This window comes from Mycobacterium sp. NTMscope_Eco_3 (genome assembly GCF_976985685.1).
Map to the genome: position 1 here is coordinate 2,756,089 of NZ_CDRJYZ010000001.1, position 22,354 is coordinate 2,778,442.

Annotated in this window: 19 protein-coding genes and 4 pseudogenes; 8 read left to right on the forward strand and 15 right to left on the reverse strand. The window is 65.1% G+C overall.

Annotated elements, in window-relative coordinates:
* Positions 1–54 precede the first annotated feature (54 nt).
* Positions 55–1,554, forward strand: a complete 1,500-nt coding sequence (locus AC0KTM_RS12625) for a carboxylesterase/lipase family protein (RefSeq protein ID WP_472417461.1) — start codon at positions 55–57, stop codon at positions 1,552–1,554.
* Positions 1,555–1,568: 14 nt separating this feature from the next.
* Here AC0KTM_RS12625 and AC0KTM_RS12630 read toward each other — a convergent pair whose 3' ends face one another.
* From AC0KTM_RS12630 to AC0KTM_RS12655, 6 genes are read right to left on the reverse strand one after another with little or no spacing between them, the layout of a single operon-like run.
* The gene (locus AC0KTM_RS12630; protein ID WP_472417462.1) at positions 1,569–2,324 is read right to left on the reverse strand and encodes an enoyl-CoA hydratase-related protein; all 756 of its coding nucleotides are present in this window, start codon (positions 2,322–2,324) and stop codon (positions 1,569–1,571) included.
* Between the two features lie 10 nt (positions 2,325–2,334).
* Complete coding sequence (locus AC0KTM_RS12635; protein WP_472415678.1) at positions 2,335–3,477, reverse strand: acyl-CoA dehydrogenase family protein; 1,143 nt, start codon at positions 3,475–3,477, stop codon at positions 2,335–2,337.
* Positions 3,478–3,486: 9 nt separating this feature from the next.
* Positions 3,487–4,782 carry an FAS1-like dehydratase domain-containing protein gene (locus AC0KTM_RS12640; protein WP_472415679.1) on the reverse strand — a complete coding sequence of 432 codons (1,296 nt, stop codon included), beginning with the start codon at positions 4,780–4,782 and terminating at the stop codon, positions 3,487–3,489.
* A gap of 9 nt (positions 4,783–4,791) precedes the next feature.
* Positions 4,792–5,643: a mycofactocin-coupled SDR family oxidoreductase gene (locus AC0KTM_RS12645; RefSeq protein WP_472415680.1), complete on the reverse strand. Its 852-nt coding sequence runs from the start codon at positions 5,641–5,643 to the stop codon at positions 4,792–4,794.
* Position 5,644: 1 nt separating this feature from the next.
* Complete coding sequence (locus tag AC0KTM_RS12650) at positions 5,645–6,454, reverse strand: enoyl-CoA hydratase-related protein (RefSeq protein ID WP_472415681.1); 810 nt, start codon at positions 6,452–6,454, stop codon at positions 5,645–5,647.
* 15 nt (positions 6,455–6,469) lie between these two features.
* Positions 6,470–8,008: a class I adenylate-forming enzyme family protein gene (locus tag AC0KTM_RS12655; RefSeq protein WP_472415682.1), complete on the reverse strand. Its 1,539-nt coding sequence runs from the start codon at positions 8,006–8,008 to the stop codon at positions 6,470–6,472.
* 93 nt (positions 8,009–8,101) lie between these two features.
* Between AC0KTM_RS12655 and AC0KTM_RS12660 the strand changes: the two genes are divergently transcribed.
* Entirely contained in the window at positions 8,102–9,109 is a 1,008-nt protein-coding gene (locus tag AC0KTM_RS12660) for an acyl-CoA dehydrogenase family protein (RefSeq protein WP_472415683.1), read from the forward strand.
* A 3-nt stretch (positions 9,110–9,112) separates the two neighbouring features.
* Here the strand turns inward: AC0KTM_RS12660 and AC0KTM_RS12665 are convergent, their stop codons facing one another.
* The 3 genes from AC0KTM_RS12665 to AC0KTM_RS12675 all read right to left on the reverse strand — a co-directional run bounded on the left by AC0KTM_RS12665 (position 9,113) and on the right by AC0KTM_RS12675 (position 12,883).
* Positions 9,113–10,303 (reverse strand): acyl-CoA dehydrogenase family protein, encoded by a 1,191-nt coding sequence (locus AC0KTM_RS12665; RefSeq protein WP_472415684.1) that lies wholly within the window; start codon positions 10,301–10,303, stop codon positions 9,113–9,115.
* Positions 10,304–10,332: 29 nt separating this feature from the next.
* Positions 10,333–12,612: an acyl-CoA dehydrogenase family protein gene (locus AC0KTM_RS12670; RefSeq protein ID WP_472415685.1), complete on the reverse strand. Its 2,280-nt coding sequence runs from the start codon at positions 12,610–12,612 to the stop codon at positions 10,333–10,335.
* Between the two features lie 76 nt (positions 12,613–12,688).
* Positions 12,689–12,883: a ferredoxin gene (locus AC0KTM_RS12675; RefSeq protein WP_472415686.1), complete on the reverse strand. Its 195-nt coding sequence runs from the start codon at positions 12,881–12,883 to the stop codon at positions 12,689–12,691.
* 109 nt (positions 12,884–12,992) lie between these two features.
* Here AC0KTM_RS12675 and AC0KTM_RS12680 point away from each other — a divergent pair.
* A pseudogene (locus tag AC0KTM_RS12680) lies at positions 12,993–13,400 on the forward strand (acyl-CoA dehydrogenase family protein); the annotation flags it as partial.
* Positions 13,401–13,571: 171 nt separating this feature from the next.
* On the opposite strand, the gene AC0KTM_RS12685 reads toward AC0KTM_RS12680, so the two are convergent.
* The 4 genes from AC0KTM_RS12685 to AC0KTM_RS12700 are packed head-to-tail and all read right to left on the reverse strand — an operon-like array spanning position 13,572 to position 17,497.
* The gene (locus tag AC0KTM_RS12685) at positions 13,572–14,813 is read right to left on the reverse strand and encodes a cytochrome P450 (protein ID WP_014384984.1); all 1,242 of its coding nucleotides are present in this window, start codon (positions 14,811–14,813) and stop codon (positions 13,572–13,574) included.
* 16 nt (positions 14,814–14,829) lie between these two features.
* Positions 14,830–15,027: a ferredoxin gene (locus AC0KTM_RS12690; protein WP_014384985.1), complete on the reverse strand. Its 198-nt coding sequence runs from the start codon at positions 15,025–15,027 to the stop codon at positions 14,830–14,832.
* An 11-nt stretch (positions 15,028–15,038) separates the two neighbouring features.
* Positions 15,039–16,679, reverse strand: coding sequence for a GMC family oxidoreductase (locus AC0KTM_RS12695; RefSeq protein ID WP_472415687.1), 1,641 nt, complete (start codon positions 16,677–16,679; stop codon positions 15,039–15,041).
* Positions 16,676–17,497 carry an NAD(P)-dependent oxidoreductase gene (locus AC0KTM_RS12700; protein ID WP_472415688.1) on the reverse strand — a complete coding sequence of 274 codons (822 nt, stop codon included), beginning with the start codon at positions 17,495–17,497 and terminating at the stop codon, positions 16,676–16,678. The genes AC0KTM_RS12695 and AC0KTM_RS12700 overlap by 4 nt, the downstream gene beginning before the upstream one ends.
* Before the next feature lie 114 nt (positions 17,498–17,611).
* Here AC0KTM_RS12700 and AC0KTM_RS12705 point away from each other — a divergent pair, with 114 nt between their 5' ends.
* Positions 17,612–18,262: a TetR family transcriptional regulator gene (locus tag AC0KTM_RS12705; RefSeq protein ID WP_472415689.1), complete on the forward strand. Its 651-nt coding sequence runs from the start codon at positions 17,612–17,614 to the stop codon at positions 18,260–18,262.
* A gap of 21 nt (positions 18,263–18,283) precedes the next feature.
* Here AC0KTM_RS12705 and AC0KTM_RS12710 read toward each other — a convergent pair.
* A pseudogene (locus tag AC0KTM_RS12710) lies at positions 18,284–18,775 on the reverse strand (TetR/AcrR family transcriptional regulator); the annotation flags it as partial.
* A gap of 279 nt (positions 18,776–19,054) precedes the next feature.
* Between AC0KTM_RS12710 and AC0KTM_RS12715 the strand changes: the two are divergent.
* Positions 19,055–19,102, forward strand: a pseudogene (locus tag AC0KTM_RS12715) (hypothetical protein); the annotation flags it as partial.
* A 104-nt stretch (positions 19,103–19,206) separates the two neighbouring features.
* Positions 19,207–19,379: pseudogene (locus AC0KTM_RS12720) on the forward strand (acyl-CoA dehydrogenase family protein); the annotation flags it as partial.
* 20 nt (positions 19,380–19,399) lie between these two features.
* Here AC0KTM_RS12720 and AC0KTM_RS12725 read toward each other — a convergent pair.
* Positions 19,400–20,599, reverse strand: a complete 1,200-nt coding sequence (locus AC0KTM_RS12725; protein ID WP_064939754.1) for an amidohydrolase family protein — start codon at positions 20,597–20,599, stop codon at positions 19,400–19,402.
* A 121-nt stretch (positions 20,600–20,720) separates the two neighbouring features.
* Here AC0KTM_RS12725 and AC0KTM_RS12730 point away from each other — a divergent pair, with 121 nt between their 5' ends.
* A complete protein-coding gene (locus AC0KTM_RS12730; protein WP_064939752.1) occupies positions 20,721–21,035 on the forward strand; it encodes a hypothetical protein in 315 nt (104 codons plus the stop codon).
* Positions 21,036–21,055: 20 nt separating this feature from the next.
* Positions 21,056–22,354, forward strand: coding sequence for a TetR/AcrR family transcriptional regulator (locus AC0KTM_RS12735; RefSeq protein WP_238956043.1), 1,299 nt, complete (start codon positions 21,056–21,058; stop codon positions 22,352–22,354).

The following is a 22,354-nucleotide window of genomic DNA, read 5'->3' on the forward strand; positions in this document are numbered from 1 at the left end:
CGGTCATTGACGCCGACATCAGACACCAACGACAAAGTAGAGGGGCCGCAGTTCATGGACACGTCGATACGTAAGGAACGGGTCGACACCACCGCGGGAACGGTGGTCGGCTTCACCGGCGACGGGGTGGTGCAATGGCGATCGATCCCGTATGCGCGTCCGCCGGTAGGGGCGTTGCGACTGCGCGCACCCCAGCCGCCGGCGCCCTGGACCGGTGCCCGCTACTGCGACGAGTTCGGGTTCGCCGCCCCACAGCGGCGGATCTATATGGTGCTGAGCGGAAAAATCCAATCCACGAGTGAGGATTGTCTGACGCTCAATGTGGTTGCACCGGCCGAGGCGACCGACGAGCCGTTGCCGGTGATGTTCTACATCCCCGGCGGCGCTTACGTTCTCGGCAGCTCTGCGCCCTACAACGGTTCGGCACTGGCGCGGCGAGGCTGCGTGTACGTGTCGGTCAACTACCGGGTCGGCGCGCTGGGCTGCATGACCCTGTCGTCACTGTCGACTCCCGACATCACCATCGACAGCAACTTGTTCCTGCGTGACCTGGTGATGGCGCTGCGCTGGGTGCGCGACAACATTGCCGGCTTCGGCGGCGACCCCGACAACGTGACGATCTTCGGCGAAAGTGCGGGCGCGCACGCGGTGGCCACGCTGCTGGCCGTGCCTCCCGCCCGGGGACTGTTCGCTCGGGCGATCGCCCAGAGTACGACCAAGGGACTGGTTCGGACCGCCGCCGAGGCCGAGGAATACGCCGCGCAACTGGCGGCGCTGCTGGGCGCAGCCCCGCGGCAGGGCGCGGAAGCATTGATGCAGGCCGATCCCGCGCGCCTCATCGCCGCGGTCGACCAGATGCTCAAGTCCACCAGCCGCGAAACGGGCAACGCTCCGTTCGGCCCATCCATCGATGGTGATTACCTGCCGCAGGACCCGGCCGAAGTGCTGGACCGCGGTGACGCACACCCGGTACCGCTGATCATCGGCAGTACCGCCTACGAAGGCAAGGCCTTCACCCTGATGATGACCCATATGCCGCTGACCGAACCGCGGATCGAAGAGATGCTGGCCCACACCTCCCCGGCCGTCCGGGCGCGCATCAACGCCGCCTACCCCGGCTATCCGAAAGCCGACGCGTGTATCCGCCTCGGTGGCGACCGCTACTTCAGCGCCGAAGCCTGGCAGATCGCCGAGGCACATAGCAAACACAACCCGACCTATGTGTACCGCTACGACTACGCGCCGCGCACACTGCAATGGTCGGGAATCGGCGCCACCCACGGCACCGACCTGCTCGCCCTATTCGACGTGTACCGCAACAAATTTGGCAGACTGCTCACGCTCGCGGGCGACCGGCGTTCAGCGTTGCGCGTCAGCGACGACCTACAATCCCGATGGGTAGAATTCGCCCGCACCGGCACACCGGGCGCCGGATGGCCCGGCTACACCGACCCCACCCGAGCGGTCATGATCTTCGACCGGAAATCACGCGTGCAAGCCGACCCCGCAGCAGCCCAGCGACTGGCCTGGCAAGAATTCGACATCGCGATATGACGACTCTCCTTTGTTCAGTGCCCGCGAAAATTCGGGATGCGACGTTCCCGAAAGGCACGCGCGCCTTCGCGGAAGTCAGCGGTGTCGATCAACGCCAGCTGCCCCTCGGCTTCGATCGCTTGTACCGGCTCGAGTTCGCCCAGGGTCGCTGCGGCCAGCGCGCGCTTGGTCCAGCCGAATGACACTGTGGGCCCGCACGCAACCGACTGCAGCACGTCCTCGAGTACCGACTCGTAGTCATCCACGGACGTGACGTGGGCGATCATTCCCCACTCGAATGCCGTTTCCGCGGAAACCCTTTCGGCTGTCATTGCCATCCGCGCGGCACGTGCCCGGCCGACCAGCCCTGGCAGCAGCGCGGACGCACCACCGTCCGGCATCAGCCCGACCCGGGTGAAGGCCAACTGAAAAAACGCCGATGGTGCGGCTACCACCAGGTCGCAGGCCAGCGCCAACGCGCACCCGAAGCCGACCGCGCCACCGTGTACACCGGCGACGACTGGTTTTGGTAGCGAGGTGATCGCCCGGACCACCCGATTGGCGGCATGAGCCGCTCCCTCGGTCTCATCGCCGGTCAGGTCGCCGCCGGAACAGAACGCTCGCCCGGCGCCGCTGAGCAACACCGCACGGACCGCGTCATCTGCCGCAGCGTCGCCCAGCCGGGCCGACAACTCGGCGAGCATGGGGGTGTCGACGGCGTTGAGCTTCTCCGGCCGATCCAGCCGGATCCGTAGCACCGCACCATCGCGCTCGACCGAAACGCCGTTCACCACAACGGGATCATAGGCCGAGGTCGCGTCCGATGATGTCCTTCATGATCTCGGTGGTGCCACCGAAGATCGTCATGATGCGGTTGTCCATATAGTCGCGCGTAACCCGGTATTCCGTCATATAGCCATAGCCACCGTGCAACTGCACGCAGCCATCGATCACCTTCTTGGCCGTCTCGGTGCACCACCACTTGGCCTTCGACGCCTCGACCGCCGTCAGTTCCCCGTCCACTACCGCCTGAAGGCACCTGTCGATGTATTGCTCGCCGATCTCGAGTTCAGTGTCCATCTCGGCCAACAGGAATCGGTTGTGCTGGAAGCTACCGATCGGCTGGCCAAAAGCCTTGCGGTCCTTGGCATATTGCAACGTCTGCCGCCAGGTCTCGCGCGCGCCGGCGATGGCCGAGATGGCAATCGACAACCGTTCCGAAGGCAGGTTTTGCATCAGGTGATAGAAGCCCCGCCCCTCCTTGCCCAGCAGGTTCGCCGACGGGACCCGCACGTTCTCGAAGGCCAACTCGGCCGTGTCCTGGTAGTGCAAGCCCATTTTGGCGAGCTTTCGCCCACGGCTGAAGCCGTCCATGCCCGCCTCGACGACCAACAACGTGAAGCCCTTGTGACCGGCCTCGGGGTCGGTACGGCACACCACCACGACCAGATCGCAGTTGATACCCGACGAGATGAACGTCTTGGTGCCGTTGATGATCCAGTCGTCGCCATCACGGACGGCCGAGGTACGGATGCCGGCCAGGTCGCTGCCCGCGCCAGGCTCGGTCATCGCGACGGCGACGATCAGTTCGCCGCTGATGATGCCCGGCAGCCAGCGCTGCTTCTGTTCCTCGTTGGCCAACGACGAGAAGTACGGTCCCACCACGTCGTTCTGCAGGCTCAGCGACGGCGCCGGTCCCCCGTAGCGGGCGATCTCCTCGTCGATGACCGCGTTGAACCGGAAGTCATCGACACCACCGCCGCCGTACTGCTCGGGCATGTTGAACCCGATCAAACCGTATTTGCCAGCAGCGACGAACGCCGATCGGTCCACAAGACGGTCGTTCTCCCACTTCTCGGCGTTGGGCATGAGCTCACGCTCGATGAACTGCCGCACCGTCTCGCGGAACGCCACATGCTCCGGCTCTAGAACGAGTCTCTTCATACGCCTTTCTCACTCTCCATACAGTCGTCGCATTTCTTCGCCGACCCTACCGGAAATCCGCGAAACGACTTGCGCCCCACGCCTTCTGAGATCGGTATCCGGGATCGGCAGCGCGACAGCCCCCGTCGTTTTCGACGGCAGCAACACTTTGGCCGTGCCACGCGTGGTGGTTTCGTCCCGCTGGCTGGTGGCGAATACGTCCAGCGACACCGGGTCTTCGGCTCCGTCACCCTTCGCGGTGACCCTGCCGGTACACCGGTGCACGTCTCCGTGGTAGTTGAAGCCGCGCAACTGAAGGTCCATCTCGGCCAGCCAACCGTCGTCACCGATCCAGTTGGTGAGCAGGTGACTCACCCACGCTGCGCGCATCTGGCCGTAGTCATACGGCGCCGGAATACCCAGTGCCTGAGCGCGTTCAGCGTCCCAGTGCAGTCGCTGCACGACATCAGGAACGCCATACTCATCCGGCTGGTAGAAGGCGGGCATCCGCTTGCGCAGCTGGTGGGCGAATTTCAGCGGCCCCACGCCGTAGCCACCCCAGCCCCAGCCCATGTGCATCGAGATGATGTCGACGACGGTCAACGGGCCCTTGATGATTCCCGGAAGTTCATCTCCCACCGAGATGTCCTCCCACCATTGCGGATCGGCTCCTCGCCGTACCTCAGCCTCGTACTCTTCCTCGACCTGAGCGAACTCCTCGGGAGTCCAGTGCTTGCGCTCAATGTCCTTGAGCTTCCCGGACTTCTTCGAACCATGACGCTCGGCGTTGATATAGGACTCGTCACGGGTGGCGATCGGATTGCCGTCGATGTCGACATAGAGGTAGCGATAGGTCTCCTTGACCGAACGGCCACCGGAGAATTCGCTGTCCTTCACCTGGACATCCAGCGTGTAGTTCTCCGCCAACACCGGCCTACCCGCGTAGATCGGGCGGTACCACGTCCACTTCACCCCCGAGTAATACTTGCCGGTACCGCGAAACAGCCCGCGGAACAGCTTCTTTCGCTCCGGATCGGTAAATTTCGGAGTCTGATCCAGGCCCGTCGCGATCGGGAAGGTCGGCGACGCGATCTGTCCGTGCCAGCGCGTCGTCGGTCCATACGTCGGATCGTGGAACAGGGGGTTGTCATCACCGCAGCCGAACGCGAAATGCGTGATGGCGTCGGCCGACGGCAGCTTGTGCCACGCTTCGTCGCGCTGGTGGACAGGAATTCCGATCTGCCCCCTGGCGCGTTCGATGTCCTCGTCGGTGATGCGGCCCTCTTCGGCGGCCGCCTCGGCGCCGGTCTTCTCGGTGGTGGTCATTGATCCCTCCTAGAATTTCAGCATGGCGCCGGCGTCGACCTTCAACTGCAAGCCCGTCACAAACCGGGACTCGTCCGAGGCCAGGAAGCAGACCGCATTCGAGATGTCCGAGGCCTCGACGTACGGAGTAGGCATCGCCTGCATAGCGGGGAACGCCAACAGGGCATCATCTCGGCTCGGCGCCTCCAGGTCCGGCCGGAACTGCCGGTACATCGGCGCACTGTTGAGCATGGACGTATTCACGTTCGTGGGATGAACAACGTTGGCGCGGATCGACTGTGGTGCCAGCTGCGCCGCGAGCCGGAGCGTGTAGGAATCCACCAACTGCTTGGCGTAACAGTAGCCCGCGCCACCCGGGCCCTGGGGGCCACCCGTCCCGGGGGGCTGTGCGGCCGCTATCAGGCCGGCGACCGAACCGGTCGTAATGATCGACGCACCAGACTTCAGGAACGGCAGCGCCGCGTGCACGGTGTTGACGACACCGACGAAGTCGACGTCGAAGGCGTCGACGAAGGCCTGAACAGGCAACTGAGCGCCCAGAGGACAGATGCCCGCATTGGCGACTACCACGTCGAGTCTGCCGAATTCGGCTACCGCATTGGCAAGTTCGCGATTTACCGCCCCTCGGTCTCGCACGTCGACCTCGGCGGTGTAGGCCTTGCGGCCGGTCTTCTCCACCTCCAGACCCGCTTCTTCGAGATCACGCGATGTCGCCAGCGGGTATTCGTTGGTCTCGATGTCGTGACAGATGTCGAAGAGGATGACATCAGCGCCCTCCTCGGCCAGTTTAACGGCGTGGCTGCGGCCTTGACCGCGGGCCCCTCCGGTAACCAGAACGACTTTGTCCTGCACTCGACCCATTTCAGCGTGCCTTCCACATTGGTTGACGCTTTTGCGCGAAGGCCAATGGACCTTCCTTGGCGTCTTCGGATTTCAACAGCTCGGTGAACTCGCGAGACGTGCGCTCCCACTTGGGCTCTTCCGCGGCGATGATCCCCCCGTCAGCGCCGTAGGCGACCCGCTTGCTGGCTTGTACCGACAGTGGCGCGTTGCAAGTGATCCGCTCGGCGAGCGCCAGGGCGGCTTCCACGACGGTGCCGTCCGGCACCACCTCATTGATCAGGCCCCACCGCAGAGCGTCGGCCGCTGTCATCGGCTCACCTGTCAACACCAATTCCAACGCGACCTTGCGCGGCAGTTGTTCGACGATCCGGAACACGCCGCCGGCTCCGGCGATCAGACCGCGCTTGACCTCGGGCAGCCCGAACGAGGCGCTCTCGCAGGCGATCACGAGATCACTGGCGAGTGCGAGCTCGGAGCCGCCGCCCAGTGCCGTGCCGTTCACCGCGGCAATCGTGGGTTTGTCGATGAAGTGATGCACGTAGCCGGCGAAGCCCCACTCGGGGTGCTCGGCGTGGTAGAGGTTCTCGCCCCGCGAGATGGCCTTGAGATCGGCCCCGGCACAGAAGGATTTGTCGCCCGCACCGGTGATGACGACGGCCCACACCTCGGGATCGTGCTGGGCCGCCGCCAACGCGTCGCCGACTGCCGTGCTCACCGCGCCGTTAACGGCATTGCGCGCCTCGGGCCGGTCGATGGTGATGAGCGTGACGTTGCCTCGCCGCTCGACGAGAGCGGCTGGATTGGTCATCTCAGTCACGGCTTGAGCCATGAAGTCTCCTTCTGATTAGTTTGGAATCGGCAGAGGTCGGCCCGCTCCGCCCGGTTGAACAGGCGGTAAGCCAAGGTTTTCGAGGATTGCGATCAGACGGCGCCGGTCGACCTTGAGCGCCGCCCCGCGAGGCAACTCGTCGACGATGAAGACCTGGGCGGGCACCTCATAGGGCGTCAGCGTGCCCCGGCAGTGCTCCCGGAGCGCCTCGCCATCCGTGGCCGCCCCAGGGCGCAATTCGACTGCGGCAACCGGAACCTGGCCCAACCGCTGATCCGGCACGGGCGCGACGGCGGCGTCGGCCACCGCCGGATGGGCACGCAGTGCGCGGACGACGGTCTCCGGGGACACCTTGAAACCGCCGCGCACGATCACGTCGTCGGCGCGTCCGTCGATGTAGAGGAACCCTTCGGCATCGAGATGCGCTAGGTCACTGGTCGTGATCCAGTCTCCGGCGCTGCCGGCCTGAGGTGTGGCAACCTGCAGCCTGCCGGCGACCCCCGGGGCGAGCACAGCGCCGTCATCGTCGACCACCTGCAGCCGCACTCCGGGAAACGCACGTCCGACACTGCCCCGCTTGTCGGTCCATCGGGCGTAGAAGTCCTTGACCGTCCATCCGGCCACCGCGCCGGAGAATTCGGTCGCGCCGTAGACGACCAGGACCGGGATTTCGTACCGCTCGTAAAACGCGTCGACCAATTCCGGATCGACATGACTGGTGCCCGCGTTGATAGCGCGGATGCTCGCCAAATCCTCCCGCGGGATGTCGGAGTCGAGCACCGATCGCATGGCCGCCGGGGGCAGACCTGCCACCGCGGGCCGATACTGCGTCACCAGAGCGCGCCAACCCGGCACCGTGAATCGATCGAGCATCGCGATCGGACGAGCCGCGACCAGAGACTGCAGTAAGGACCACAGCCCGCCGATGTGCACGATGGGCAATGTCACCAGGCCGACCGTTCCGGTCAGCGGCGGCTTGGTTCTCATCTCCGGGCGATCGTTGTGCCGCAACGCAGCAGCCAGTGAGGCCTCAAGCTGCTCTCGGGTGAGCGGGATACGCTTCGGGGCACCCGTCGTGCCCGAGGTCAGCATCTCGATGGCTACCGCTGGATCGCCACTGACCGCTTCCTTCGTGCCCCGCACCCACATGGCGAGTTCGCCTTCGTCAAGCCTCCAGCCGGTTGCCCCGAGGTCGGCGACGGCGCGGTTGAATACCTCGTCGGACCACAACGCTGACGGCGCAAGGACGAAGGAGACGCCGGATGCCGCAAGGTCTTCGCTCAGCCTTTCCGGCGGCTGCAGCGGGCTGATGGTCACCAGCGTGCGTCCGCCGCGGAAGATGGCGATGAGCGCCGCCACGGACTCCATTCGATTGGAGAGCACGACGGCGACTCGGCCACCCGTCTGACACCCGGCGGCGGTCAGTTCCCGGTCGATCCGCTCCGTGAGCGACCGAACGGAACCCCAGGACGCCCAGCGTCCGTCGCACTCCAGCATGCGGTCGTGGTCGTCGGCGTCCCAAAGCCGTCCCAGCGCCTCGTGGATGCTCGTCATCTCGACTTTCCGGATCGACTTCTGTGGTGGATCACCGTTCCCTCGAACCTAGTGGACATGGTTTACTAGGTCAACTTTGTGAAAGGCGTAGTGATGGACTTCGGCTTGACGGACGAACAGGATCAACTCGCCGCGGCGGAGCGGGCCTGGCTCACCAAGAACGACCCCATCGCCAGGGTCCGCGCAACGCTGGACGCGGCGCCTGTCACCGTCGACCCCGCAGCGGTGGCCCATGCCGCCGAATCGGGCCTGCTGGCAATCCTGACACCCGAAATAGGCGGCACCCACGTGGATCTCGCCGTCGTGACCGAAGCGCACGGATACGCCGCGAGCTCGCTCCCGGTCGCCGATCTGAACGTCGCCGCGTGGCTGCTCGATCACGTCAAGTCGCCCGCACAGGACAGCAAGCTCACCGGAATTGCGCTCGGTCCTGACGCCAGTGTCGATCGCGATGTGCTGCGGCTGATCGGTCTGACCCGGCCGGCGCCGATGGCCGCCGACATGGACTCCATCGCGGTGGCAGGCCGTGCGGACGACGGCGAGTACCTGGCGGTCCTGACTGCCCCGACGCCGTCGGGGATGTCGACGCTCGACCTGAGCCGTTCGTGGGCGCGATTGGACCTCAACGCGAGGATCGCCGACTGGACGCAGTTGCCCGCCGGGACATTGGCACTGCTGCGCGACGCGTTGGCGGTGTACCGGGCGTTCGACGCGCTGGGCGCGGCGGCCCGACTGCTCGACATGACGGTGTCTTACGCCGGGCAGCGCGAACAGTTCGGCGCGCCCATCGGCTCGTTCCAGGCGGTGAAGCACCACTGCGCCGACATGGTCGTCGCTGTCGAAGCCAGCAGGGCGTGTCTGTGGGCTGCGGCTCTCGCGCTGGACACCGCACCGGCCGCCGCGCGGTCCCGCGCCGCGTCCGCGGCGGCGGCGTACACCAAGTCGGCTGCCGCCAACGTGGCCGGCACGGCGCTGCAGGTGCACGGCGGCATCGGATTCACTTGGGAGCACGATCTGCATCTGTTCCTGCGCCGGATCAAGGTCGACGAGGCCTTCAATGGAAGCGTCGCCGAACACCGTGCGGCGCTGCTCAGCGCCTGACATTCAGCGCCGATCCCGCGGCAGTGCCAAGCCCCGCTCGGCGATCAGGTTGCGCATGATCTCCGAACTGCCACCGGCAATCGTGTAGGCCCGGGCGTACAGCCATTCGTCCTGCCAACGACCGCCGTCGAGGACGTCCGGGTCCCCCTGCACCAACATGCCCGCCTCGCCGCCGAGTTCTACAGCGAAGCGCGCGATTTCGAGGTTCAGTTCGCTGAACATCAATTTGGCCATCGCGCCGTCGTGCATGCGTTCGGTGCCACGCAGCCAACGGGTGAGGTTGGCATACGTCAGCGCCGAGAGCGCTTCCACCTCGGCGCTGAATTCACCGATCCGATCGCGGATCCGATCGCTGTCGATCGCGAGGCGACCGTCGACGGTGACGCGCGACGCGAGTCCGACCAGTCCGTCAATGGCCAGCCTCAGCTTGACGACCGCGGCGCCCACGCTGGTACGTTCATGACCCAACGTGGCGTTCGCAATCGTCCAGCCCTGTCCTGGCTCTCCGATCATCGCCTCGGCAGGCACCTCGACAGAATCGAAGAAAACCTCGTTGAAGTCCGAAGTGCCGGTCAGTTCGCGCAGCGGACGGACGGTGATGCCGGGGCTGGACATGTCGAGGATGAATGCACTGATGCCCTTGTGCTTGGGCGCGTCGGAATCGGTGCGGGCCAACAGATATCCGTAGTCGGCCCAGTGCCCGTCGGTGGTCCACACCTTCTGCCCGCTGACGGTGTAAGTATCGCCATCGAGCACCGCGCGGGTGCGCAGCGACGCCAGATCGCTTCCGGCGCCGGGTTCGCTGAACAGTTGGCACCACAGCTGTCGACCCGCACGGATCTCGGGCAGATGCCTGCGGCGCTGCTCATCGGTGCCATAGTGGATCAGCGCATGCGATGCCAGCGCGTTGCCGCTCGGAACGCCTGGCACTGCGGCCCTGGCCAGTTCCTCGCTCACCACGATGGCGTGTTCTGCGCAGCGATCGTCCCGGCCGCCGAACTCCGCGGGCCAGTCCGAGCCGACGTAGCCGGCTTCGAACAGCCGCGCCGTCCACTCCTGAAGCGACTTGAGCTCGGCTTCGTTCTCTGCGCTGCGCACGCCCGCCCGCGGAGGTATGGACGGTGCATGCTCGGCGATGAAGGCCCGTACCTCGCCGCGGAAGGCCTCCAATTCGGGACCCATTGCGTATTCCACGTTGCCGTCTTCCTGTTCGATGTGCTGTCTTAGTGGCTCAGCGCCAACAGTTCGCCGGCAGCGCGGTCTCGCAGCGCGTCGGCACGGCCGATCAGCACGGCGTTGGCCTGGGCGCGCCGCAGCAGCAGATGGATCGGGTATTCCCAGGTGAAGCCGATGCCACCGTGGATCTGCAACGCACCCTCCGTGGCTATCACCCCGGCGTCGAGCGCGGCCGCGGCGGCCAGATCCGCCAGATATCCCGACTTTTCGAGGTCGACCTCGGCCGCGGCCAGCACTTGGCTGCGCGCCCCCTCGAGCGCGACCAACATGTCCGCACACCGGTGCGACACCGCTTGAAAGCTGCCGATGGCGCGGCCGAACTGATGGCGTTCGCCTGCCCACTGAACGGCCATTGCCAACGCACGTGCAGCAACCCCGACCGAGTCCGCCGCCACAGCCAACGCCGCTTGCCGGCGCGCTGTGCCCAGCACTCGAGCAACATCGGTCCCGTCGGCCAGCACCTCCCCCGCCGCGCGACTGAAGATCACCGAGCCGATGGTGGCGGTCAAGTCCAGCGGCTGTTGGGCGGTCACGTCAACACCTTCGGCGGACGCGTCGACGGCGACCACTACCTCACCGGCGCCGGTGGCTACTCGCGCCGGGACCACCAGCACCTCGGCGTGCGGTGCTCCCACGACGATCGGCACCACACCGCGAAGGCCCGCCCCGTCCCACTCGGGCAACTCAGGGCCGCCGATTATCCAGCCGCTGTCGTTCACGGGAACGGCGCACGCCGCAGCCGCGCCACTCGTTATCCGCTGGACCAAAGCCTTTGCGCCGCAACGCAGGGCGACGTCGAGCGCAGTCACCGTCGGAACGAGCGGCGCAGGAGTCAGTGCCTTCGCGGCTTCCTCGATGGCGGCGTAAAGCAGACGCGGCCGCGCGCCGGCGCCCCCCAGGGATTCATCGACGGCAAGACCAGGCAGGCCGAATTCGACGAGCGCCGACCACACTTCGGGTTCGACAGCATCGACGGGACGCGTGCGGTCGAGCAACCCCGCCACGTCCACCTTGGCCCGAAGTGTCGCCGCCAGCACCTCGCGCAGCCCGCGTTCGTCCTCCTCGGGCACGGCGAGCGGGGCGCCGGGCGTGACGGCGGCTGCCCGGATGCCCTCGCCCCGGTGCGATGGCAGGCCGAGCACGCTCTCGGCGATGGTATTGCGTTGGATCTCGGCGGTGCCCGCTCCGATGGTCGTCGCACGGCTCATCAGATAACCGAACGTCCAGCGCCCGTCGTCGACGGCGTTGGGTGCGCGGCTACCGAGTGCCGCATAGGGACCGGCCGCGCGTAGGGCGAGCGCGTGCATGTGTTGCTCGAACTCCGATTTCACCAGCCGGTTCACCGATGCCACACCGCCTGGATCCTCGCCGCGCAGCACCGCGGCAAGTGCGCGGGCGCTATTGGCGGCGATGGTGCGAACCCCGGACTCCAACCGGGCGACGTCCTGGCGAACCAGCGGCTCATCGTCGAGCCGTTGGGAGACGACCAGCTCGATCACCCGATCGACCGTGCGACGGTACTTGAACTCGTCGGCCAGAAAAGCGGTGGCCCGCTCGTGGCCCAGCGAGGTACGCATGATCGACCAGCCTGCGCCCTCGTCGCCCACCCGGTTGTCGACTGGCACCTCCACACCGTCGAGGAAGACCTCGGCGAAGTGCGCCGCGCCGCTGATGTCGCGGAGCGGGCGCACGGTGATTCCCGGGCTGTTCATCGGGATCAGCAGATAGGTGATGCCGTCGGATGGCTTCTCCGCCGTCGCCGTCCGTACCAGTGCGAACATCCAGTCGGCACGGTCGGCCATCGTGGTCCACACCTTCTGACCCGTCACCCGGTACACGTCACCGTCGCGGACCGCGCGGGTGGACAGCGACGAAAGGTCGCTGCCCGCACCGGGTTCGGAAAACCCCTGACACCAGAACTCGTCTGCGCGCAGCAACGGCGTCAGAAACCGATCCTTCTGCTCCTGGCTTCCGTGCGCGATGAGCGTCGGGGCGAGGATGAACGACAGTGGGCAGGGGTGCGGCGGCGCACCCGCATCCGTCGTCATCCGGTAGTAGTCCAGCTGATCGGCCAGCGAGAGGTCGAGTCCACCGACCTCTCGCGGCCACCCGGGCGCGGCCAGGTGGCGGTCGACGAGTTCCGCATGCCACGCGCGGGCCACCTCGATGCGGTCGGGTTTGTCGCCGTTGCGCGCTATGTCGTCCTGGCGACGACGGAAGTCGGCGAGTAGCGACTCTAGCCGGGGACGCCAATCAGCTGTCTGCATCACACTCCACAAAGTCAACCTGGTTAACTATGTCTGCAGTGTGCCGGGTACGGCGCCCACTTGGCAAGCAGGCCCGTCAGTCGTCCTCGAGGATCAGGGCGACTTCCGGGCAGGCGGCCACCCCGTCCCGGGTAAGCTGCTCGTCTTCCGGTCGCACCTCACGCTCCTTGAGGATGGAGTAACCGGAGTCGTCAATCGGGAACAATTCCGGGTCGACGGCGTAGCACTGGGCGTGGCCCACGCACTTCGACTGCTCGAGCCGAACCTTCATATGACCTCCTCCGCTCGACCGTCCGGACGCACGGTCTCATCCACTTTGACAGCATAAGACTAAAGCTTTAACTATTTCGACCCGGCTCTGCGCTGCTCCCCGAGGGGTGCTGCGCCAGGGCCTTGAGACGGGCCGGATTCAGGTTGCATCGCGGGCGCTGGGCGTGGCGAGCGCAGCGCTTGAAGACGCGCTGAAATACGCATAGGAGCCTGAGAGCTTCGGCCAGCCGATCTGAAAGCACCAGTCAGTGGGGAACTACCTGGCCGACATGGCAACCAAATTGACTGCCGCACGCCAGGTCACCCGCTATGCCGCAGGGAAGTAGGACAGCGGCGAACGGTGCGATATGGAAGCCGGGATGACCAAGCTGTTCGCGTCGGAGGTAGGCCACGGAAATCGCGCTCATCGCCCACCGAATACTACGTCGAGCACTACTTCCACTGATGATCGTCGGCGAAGGAACGAGGTACAGCGCAATATCATTGCCGCGCAGCTGGTCTCGCGGGGCAGACTCTAGACGACCGACGGCCTTCGGCGTCAGACGCCGGCGAGTTGCCGATCGCCTGCGCTCACCCGCGGGAAATTGAGCATTCGGCGTGCGTTCTCCTCGACGATCAGCGAGCATTCGTCATCGGGCACCGCCGCGAGCACCTCGGCGGCCCGCTTGCGGGTGCATTTAGCATCGCCGTCACGTTGGACCTTGGCTGTCCGTTCGGGCCGGACCTCTCGACTGGCCGGGGGTGAAGGTGATCGGAAGGTGCTTGACCGCGTATACGTCCCCGGCGTCGGGGTACCTCTCGACATTGTCGAAGTCGACGGTGAAATCGGGGACGCGGGCCAGCAGCTCAGTGACCATGATCTTGAACATCACCCGCGCAAGATTCGATCCGAGACAGCGATGCACGCCGAGCGCGAAAGCCATGTGCCGGTTGTCCGAACGGTCCAGATCTAGCGTGTCCGGATCTTCGAACGCTCGGGGATCTCGGTTGCCCGCGGCGTACATCAACAGCACCCGCTCCCCTGCTTTCATCTCTCTGCCGTGGAAAACGGCATCCTTGGCGACCCGTCGGCTCAGCCCAATGGTCGGTGTCCCGTGCCGGAGGAACTCCTCGGTTGCCCGATCCAGGATCGTCGGATCGTCGATGATCCTGCGCCGTACCGCATCGTCGGCGGCGATCTTCAACAACGAGTTGCCGGTGAGGCCTGCTGTCGTGTCCATCCCGCCCAAGATCAGCAGAAACACGATGTTGACCAGATCGGCGTCGGTGAGTTTGCGTCCGTCCTGCTCATCGTTGATTAGATCCGTCATCAATCCCGGACGTTGCGTCTCTCGCGACTCGTTGATCTCGGAGACGATTTGGCCGGCCATAGTGAGGATCTTGTTCATCGCCCCCTCGGGATCGGCGACTCGTTCGTGGACAAAGCCGTGCACCCAGCTGATCCATTCCCGCCAACGGGTGTGGTCGAACCCCAAGATCTTGAGAATCAACTGCGCAGGTAATGCCGTGAACAACTCCTGCGAGACATCGGCGCGACCTCGTTCGATGAACTCGTCGATGAACGCTGTGGTCATTTCCGTGATGTCGGGCTTAAGTTTTTTGGCTGCCCCCGGGGAGAGGTGCTTGAGCAGGAACGAGCGATAGAAGCCGACCTCCGGCGGATCGAAGTCGATCGGCGCAAGCTGCGGAGAGCCCGGCGCCGGCGGGACGCCCTTCCCGTTCTCGTCGGGTGTCGAGCTGAACACTTCCGTGTCGTGCAGGGCATCGAAGATCTCTTGGTACCCGCTGATTATCCAAAAGCCGCCCCACGCGCTGCTTTTAGCGACTGGGCATCGATCACGAATTCCCGCGAGCTTGCCGTAGGGGTCTTGCATGAATTGGGCGGAGTGCTGATCGAGGTCGGTGTCGAACTTGACGGCGTTGGTGGTCACGAGCGCGGCTCCTTTCTCAGTTCTCACGGCGAATGGTGATGACCTGCTCGGGGCACGCGCCGGCGCCCTCCTCCGCAGCGCGCTCGCTGCCGGCAGGTACCTCTGCACTGTCGCTGGCGATGTAGCCGAGATCGTCGAGCTCGAAGTAATCGCCCGAAGCCGTCGCGCACAGGGCGTGACCCTGACATTTGGACTTGTCAATTTCCGCTCGCATGAGATATCTCCTTACCGGCGTGAGCCGCTGGACTGACGATCAACCAGACCTTGATCGTGGAGAATGAAATCCGCTGCGCGCCAGGCCATCGCCATGATGGGTCCGTTGAGATTGCCGGCGATCATCGTCGGCATGACTGAACAGTCCACGACGCGCAGTCCGTCGACGCCCCGCACGCGAAGCCGGCTATCGACGACGTCGTATTCGTCCGGGCCCATGGCGCAGGTTCCCACGGCGTGGTACCCGCAGTAACCGGCATCCAGCGCGGAATCGATCAGAGCCTCGTCCGTCTGAACCTGCGGACCGGGGAAGGTCTCGTGGCTGATTCGGTCGGAGATCGGCGGTTGGGAGAAGATGTTGCGGATCGTGCGCAGCAGGGCCACCCCGGTCTTGCGATCGTAATCACTGGCGAAGAAGTTGGGCGTTATCACCGGGTGGTCGTTGGGATCGGCCGAAGCGATCGCCACGGTGCCCTCCGACGTCGGGCGCAGGACCTCCCCCATGCATGAGATCCCCGGCTGCGTCTCCACTCCGACCGGTTCGCCGGGCTTATAGGTGCCGACTGACAGCGGACCGAGAAGGAGCTGACCGTCGACGCGACTCGCTGCGGGATCTGTCTTGACGAACGCCAGGATGTCGTAGGCAGGAGCAGCCAGCGGGCCCTTACGGGTTGCCAAATACTTGGCGCCGGTAATCGCCTGAGCCAGAGTCGAAGCCAGCTGCCGGTTGTAGCCGAGATTCTCCTTGAGGCGGTACTTCACCGCCACGCAGCGATGCTCTCGCATGCGCCGCCCGACATTGGGCGCATTGACCAGTAGGGGGATGCCTGCTGAAGCGAGCACATCAGCAGGTCCGATTCCGGACAGCTGCAACAGTTTCGGCGAACCAAGACTACCCAGCGATAGGACGACTTCGCTGCGCGCCAGCGCCTCTGCACGGCTGCCCTTCCGCCGGAATACCACCCCGACGGCGCGACCGCGCGCGACGATCACGCGCTCGACAAGGGCTCCGGTCAACACCGTCACGTTGGGTCGGGAGCGCACGGGCGCCAGGAACGCATCGGCGGCGCTGACTCGACGCCCGTTCTTGATCGTCGCCGGCGCCAGACCCACCCGCTCCTCGTCGGACTCGTTGATGTCCACGACTTGTCGGAGGCCGATCCGCGTCGCCGACGTGATCATTTCGGCACAGAGCGGATCGGTATCGCTTTGCACTGAAACGTGCAAGGGTCCGCCCGAACCTCGAGTCGGCGTCGCTCCGAACACGTGATCTTCGATCGACTTGAAGATGGGCAGGATGTCATCCCAACCCCATCCCTCATTTCCCAGGAGCAGAAGCTCGTCGTAGTCATCACGGTTTCCGCGGTTGTAGACCATGCCGTTGATGGAACTCGAGCCCCCGAGGACCTTGCCCCGCGGCCAATACTCGAACTCCGCGTTGGGCCCGAAAGGTGTGGTGGGATAACGCCAGACAAGCTTTTCGTTCTCGAAGAGCTTGCCGAAACCCTTCGGCATGTGGATCAGCGGGGTGGTAGCGCGACCGCCAGCCTCGAGCAGCAGCACCCGGCAGGTCGGGTTTTCCGACAAGCGATTGGCAAGGACGCAGCCCGCAGAGCCGGCGCCAACGACGATGTAATCGTATTCCTGGGTCATCCGTTCTCCTGCGTCAGGTCGATTGGTCCGGTGCTGACGGCGTGACCCAGTAGACCCAGTTCTGTGTCCGCCGCCGCGGCGAAGCTCAGGCAGGCCGCGACATCCTTGCGAAGGAAGGGCGTCACGACTTCGGTGAATTCGTGCAGGCCCCCAGCCGACTGAACGTATGACGAGGCGTTGCTTCCCCCGCTGCACACCGCGAGCGCGGCGAGCATGCTCTGCTCCTCGACTCCGAGCTGACGACCCAATTCGGCGGCTTGGACCACCAGCTGGGCATTGGCGGCGAACAGCAGATTGTTGATCAGCTTGATCGCCAGCGCCGAGCCCAATTCCCCAGTGGACAGGATCGGGTCGGCATACGCCGCCAGCACCGGCCGCACCCGCTCGACGGCAGCCGGTTGCCCACCGATCAGCACGGTGAGTTCACCGCGTTGGATGTGCTCGGCTGTGCCGCTGACAGGTGCGTCCAGGAACACCGGCGCGGTGGCCGACGAGGCCGCTAAATCCGTCAGCGTCGCGAGCGTGCCCGTGGTGTGCGAGACGAATACAGCGTCAGGCTTCGCGTTGGAGATGAAACCGCCAGGGCCCAAAGCGAGTTCACGCAGTTGAGCATCAGAAAACAGGCAGGAGACGATCACGTCGCTGGCCTCTGCGAGACCTTTGACACCGTTGACCAGCTGAGCACCGCGGTTCGCCAGGCGGGCCCGTACCTCTGGCCGACGCACGTAGACCACCACCTCGTGCCCGGCCTGCAACAGCCGAGTGACCATCGGTTCACCAAGCTGACCAGCGCCGATGAAGCCGACGACGTCGCCCACTCGTAATTCTCCACTTCTGACCACAAATGCGTATTATTGTGGTGCAAACCACACATTATGGTTATGTGTGGTGTTCGTCAAGATGTCGCCGAGCGAATTGAGATGATGGCGGGTATGGAGTCTGAGGACCGCGCTCTACGCGCCAGAGCCTGGGGGGCCGACCTGCCGGTCAGCGGCGCCGACGCCCGCGAACGGTTGCTCGTAGCGGCTGAGGCCTGTTACGCCGAGCGCGGCGTGAGCCGGACGACCATGAGCGACATCGCAAGCCGAGCCGGTGTGCACCGTCGCACGGTCTACGACTACTTTCCCACCAAAGACGCCTTGCTGGCAGCGTGCTTTGTCCGGGCCATCTCAGGGGTGCTCGAAGCCGCCGAACCCTGCTGGCATACTGACGAACCGTTCGTGGACCAGGTGGTCAACGCCATGCTCGTCGGACTGGCGGCCGCGCGGAGCTCTCCGACGATGGCTCTGTTGATCGGGGCCGACGAACTCGGGCAAACCTTTCATGCCGCCGAGGCCTCCGAACTCTGGCGAAAAGATCTTGCGGAAACGCTCGGTCAGCGATTGACCGCCGCCGCGGCAGCCGGCGAGGTTCGTGACGATGTCTCGGCGGAAACCATGGCGCACTGGCTCACTCGGATCGCCTTCAGTTTGGTCGCCGAGCCGGGTCGGCCGGAAGACGGCGGGGATGAAGGCCTCATCCGGGCCTTCGTCCCCGCGTCGCTGGGACGGATACCGTCTGCAAGGCCGCGTACTCGGTCTTGAGACTGCAATCGCCCGAACCCTCTATCGGGCGATAAGCGCTTCACCCATCGCGATCGCCGTGGACAGCGCGGCCTGTTTGCCTCGTCGAGAATCGTCCATAGTCGACGAGAACCACAGCGACTCGAGCATCGCCTCCAGTGCCGACCCTTGGGAGACGGGATCGCTCAGCGCGGTCCCGCGGATGCGGGTCGAGGTTACGGCCGATTCGAATTGCCCAGCGACGCTGCGCTTTCCAACGCGACTGCTGAAGGGTGGCGTCGGCGAACGCCGCAGCCGCCACACTGTAGCGAACGGCCCAAACGCGTCGAAATACAAGAAGAACCGTTCGACCCAGCAAGTGAGCACGGAATCGGCAGCACCCTCGGGCACTGCGTCAAGTGACGCGAGAACCTGGGACAGATGCTGGACGGACCTTTCCGCAACGGCAAGGAACGCTTCCTGCTTGGAGGCGAAATACACGTAAAACGTCGGCCGAGACACCCCGGCTCGTTGCGCGATCTGCTCGACGCTCGCTGTGGAGTAGCCGAGTTCTTAAAACGTCAGCCGCGCCCCTTCCAGGATCTGTCCGCGCGTCCGATCCGTCTTGGTGCCGGCCGCCCACGGTGGCGTGCGTTCCCTGGCCCTCGTCGTCACGAGTGAAGCACACTGCCGGTCACCCGGATGCGACACGATCGCTTAACGCCGCCGGCACCAAACCGCCGCCGGTCGAGCATGAGGGCGCTAAGGGCGTTCGACTGGGTGTACTGCTCGCCGATTTCGAGCCCGGTGGCCGAGGAGTTGGCCGGTGGCTGGATGAGCCTGGCCGGCGCGGACGGCGGCCAAGTTGTCACAAAGCCGAACTCGTTGTACGGCAACGAAGAACAGCGAAAGAAATATCTGACCCAGATGACGAGTGGGCAGGTGTGCGCCACGATGGCGCTCACCGAACCCGGCGCATCGGACCGGCCATGGAAATCGCGCTCAACGCCGTCCGAATCCACGGCGGCTACGGCTACTCCACCGAGTACGAGTCGAGCGCTACTTCCGCGACGCCCCTCTCACGATCGTCGGCGAGGGAAACAACGAGGTACAGCGCAATGTCATTGCCGCGCAGCTGGTCTCGCGGGGTAGACTGTAGACGACCGACGGCCTTCGGCGTCAGACGCCGGCGAGTTGCCGATCGCCTGCGCTCACCCGCGGGAAATTGAGCATTCGGCGTGCGTTCTCCTCGACGATCAGCGAGCATTCGTCATCGGGCACCGCCGCGAGCACCTCGGCGGCGCGCTTGCGCGAGTTGGGCCAGTTGGAATCGCTGTGGGGGAAGTCGATCTCGAGCGTGATCCGGTCGATGCCGATGCTGTGCCGGTTCGCCAGGCCGTGCTCGTCGTCGATGAAGCAGCCCCAGAAGTGCTTGCGGAACAAGTCCGACGGACGGGTGTCAAAGTCGATGTTTTGGTAGTAGCGGTGGCGCTCCCACACGTAATCGGACCGCTCCAGGATGTAAGGCACCCAACCGATGCCGCCCTCAGCGAGCGAGATCTGGAGATCCGGGAACTGCTGCAGCTTGCCGGAGAACAGCAGATCGACCGTGGACCACATCAGGTTTGTCGAGAACAGCGCCGTTGCGACCGCAAAAGGTGCGTCGGGCACCGCCATTTGACCCGGAACCGGCTTGATCGTGGAGAACGAGAAGCCCGGCACAAAGGAGCCGGACCCGAAGTGCAGCGACACCGGCATCTTGGCGTCCGAGCAGACCTGCCACAAGCGGTCCCAGTGGTCGGAGTGGAACGAGGGCAATCCCAGCGGCACCGGGCTGTCCGGGAATGAGATCGTGCGTGCACCTTTGGCGGCTACGCGCTCGGCCTCGGCCACGCATGCGTCGATGTCCCAGGTCGGCAGGATCGCCAACGGGATATAGCGCTCCGGCGCTGTGGCACACCACTCGTCGATGTAGAAGTCGTTCCACGCCTTGACGCACAGCAGCGCCAAGTCTTTGTCCTCGGCACGCTGGAACGTGCCGCCGCCGAATCCGGGGAACGACGGGAAGCACAACGCCGACTGCACGCCGTCGAGGTCCATGTCGGCGACACGCGCGACCGGGTCGTAACAGCCCGGAATCATGTCCTCGTAGCGGACGGGATCCATGCCCCACTCCTCCGGCGGCTTGCCGGCGACCGCGTTCAGCCCGATGGTCGGAAAGACCTGCCCGTCGTAGTGCCACAGATGCATACCGTTTTCTTCGACAATGCGCGGGCCCCGTTCGAGGTACTTCTGCGGCAACCGGTCCTGCCACACCCGTGGGTGCTCGACCAAGTGGTCATCGACGGAGACGATCTGGTGGTCATCCTGAAGCGGCATGATGCTCCTTCGCATCTGACGAGCTGTCGTACTTTTCTGACATATCGTCTTGTTTTCTGACGGTTCGTCTCACAGACTATATGAGGTACGCCACATTCGTCTAGACGTTGAGAGGCGCGACATGAAATTCACGGACAGAGCCGCGGACGACGCGGGCCGCGACAAGGTCGATGAAGACGACCACGACCTGCTGACCTTCGGCGAAGCGGGTGAGCGACTTCGCATCGAGATCGCCGAGGCTGCGCGGGAGGTGCAACGTTTGGCGCAATCCGGGCCGGTCAAGACGCTGGAGAAGGCCCAGGCCCGCCTCGAGGCGCTACGGTCGGCTGCTACCCGCAACAGCGCGCAGCCCATCAACGACGCCAACTTCGAGAAGTTCTTCGGCTATCCCGGCAAGGCCAAGCGCAACCTGCCCGGAGCGCCGTCGGCCCAATGAGCGTGTCGGATACTTCTTTTATGGTTCACACCCCCGGCAAGCTGCGGCGCCCCGGCTACGCCCCCGCGGCGAATGCCGGCGTGGGGCGCCGCGGACTGCATACCCGCGAGCGCATACTCGGATGTGCCGCAGAGGTGTTCCTGGCCAACGGATTTCACGCCACCTCGCTCGACACTGTCGCCAAGGCGGCCCGCGCCTCCCGCGCGACTGTTTATCAGTACTTCGCCGGCAAGGAGGAGATCTTTCGTGAACTGAGTGCGATGGCCGGACACGATGTCCTCGTACACGGCGAGCACCTCGGCGGACTCGGCCCGACGGTCGACGGAGTCGGCAACTTGCAACGGTGGCTGGCCGAATGGGCGGACATCTACGACACCCACGCCGCGGTATTCGCCGAGTTTCCGGGCATCGGCACGGCCACCGGGTTGGCCGTCATCGACGCCAGTACGGCCGCCAACCAGTTTCACCAGACGGTCACCGATCGGCTGCGGAAGACGCGCCTGCGCGGTCTGGACGCCGACGACGCGGCCGCAGCACTGGGCCGCATTCCCCACATGGTTCATCTCTACCGGTACCGGGCGATGTTTCCGTTGCCCGACCCCGCAACCGTTACCTGGTCGCTGACCGTCGCCTTGCAGCTCATGCTGTTTCCCGAGACCCCCGCCAACGTGCTGCACGCGGTAACACCGCGGGCAGCAGACCGGCGCGCGCGAACACCACCGCCTGCCCTCGATAGTGGTCCGGCGAAACCGGCCACCGAGGCGCCAAGCTCACCAATTCCGCAAGACGTGGTGTCGGTCAGTTCGGCGTTGTTCGCCGAACGCGGCTACTACGCCGTCAGCATGGAGGACATCGCGGCCGCCGCCGATATCAGCCGCGCGACCTTGTACCGACACTTCAGCACCAAGGACAAGATCCTGGCCGAGCTGACCCGCCGGGCGGTCGTCGAGATCGAGGAGCACGCTGCCGCTCTGCCGGCCATGGCCGGCGATTCGCTGACCGAATGGATGCTTGGCTACGTCCGATTCCATCGCGCCTACCGCGGCGTGATCCGAGCATGGTTTGACGGCACGGTCGCAGAACAACTCTCCGATGCCGATGTCGACCACGGCATCGGCGCGATCTTCCAAGCGGTCGCCGCGCTACTGGCTACCGTCGACCTGCCGGCCGGCATCGACGCCGATGTGGCGGGCGCGGTGTTTGTGGCGGTCCTGGGCCGGATGTCCGAGCCGACGGGGGCAAGTGCGCCGGACAGCGATGAGCGGGCCGCACTGTTGATGGTCAAACTGTTGCGCCGCTCCCTCCTGCGCGAAACGTGA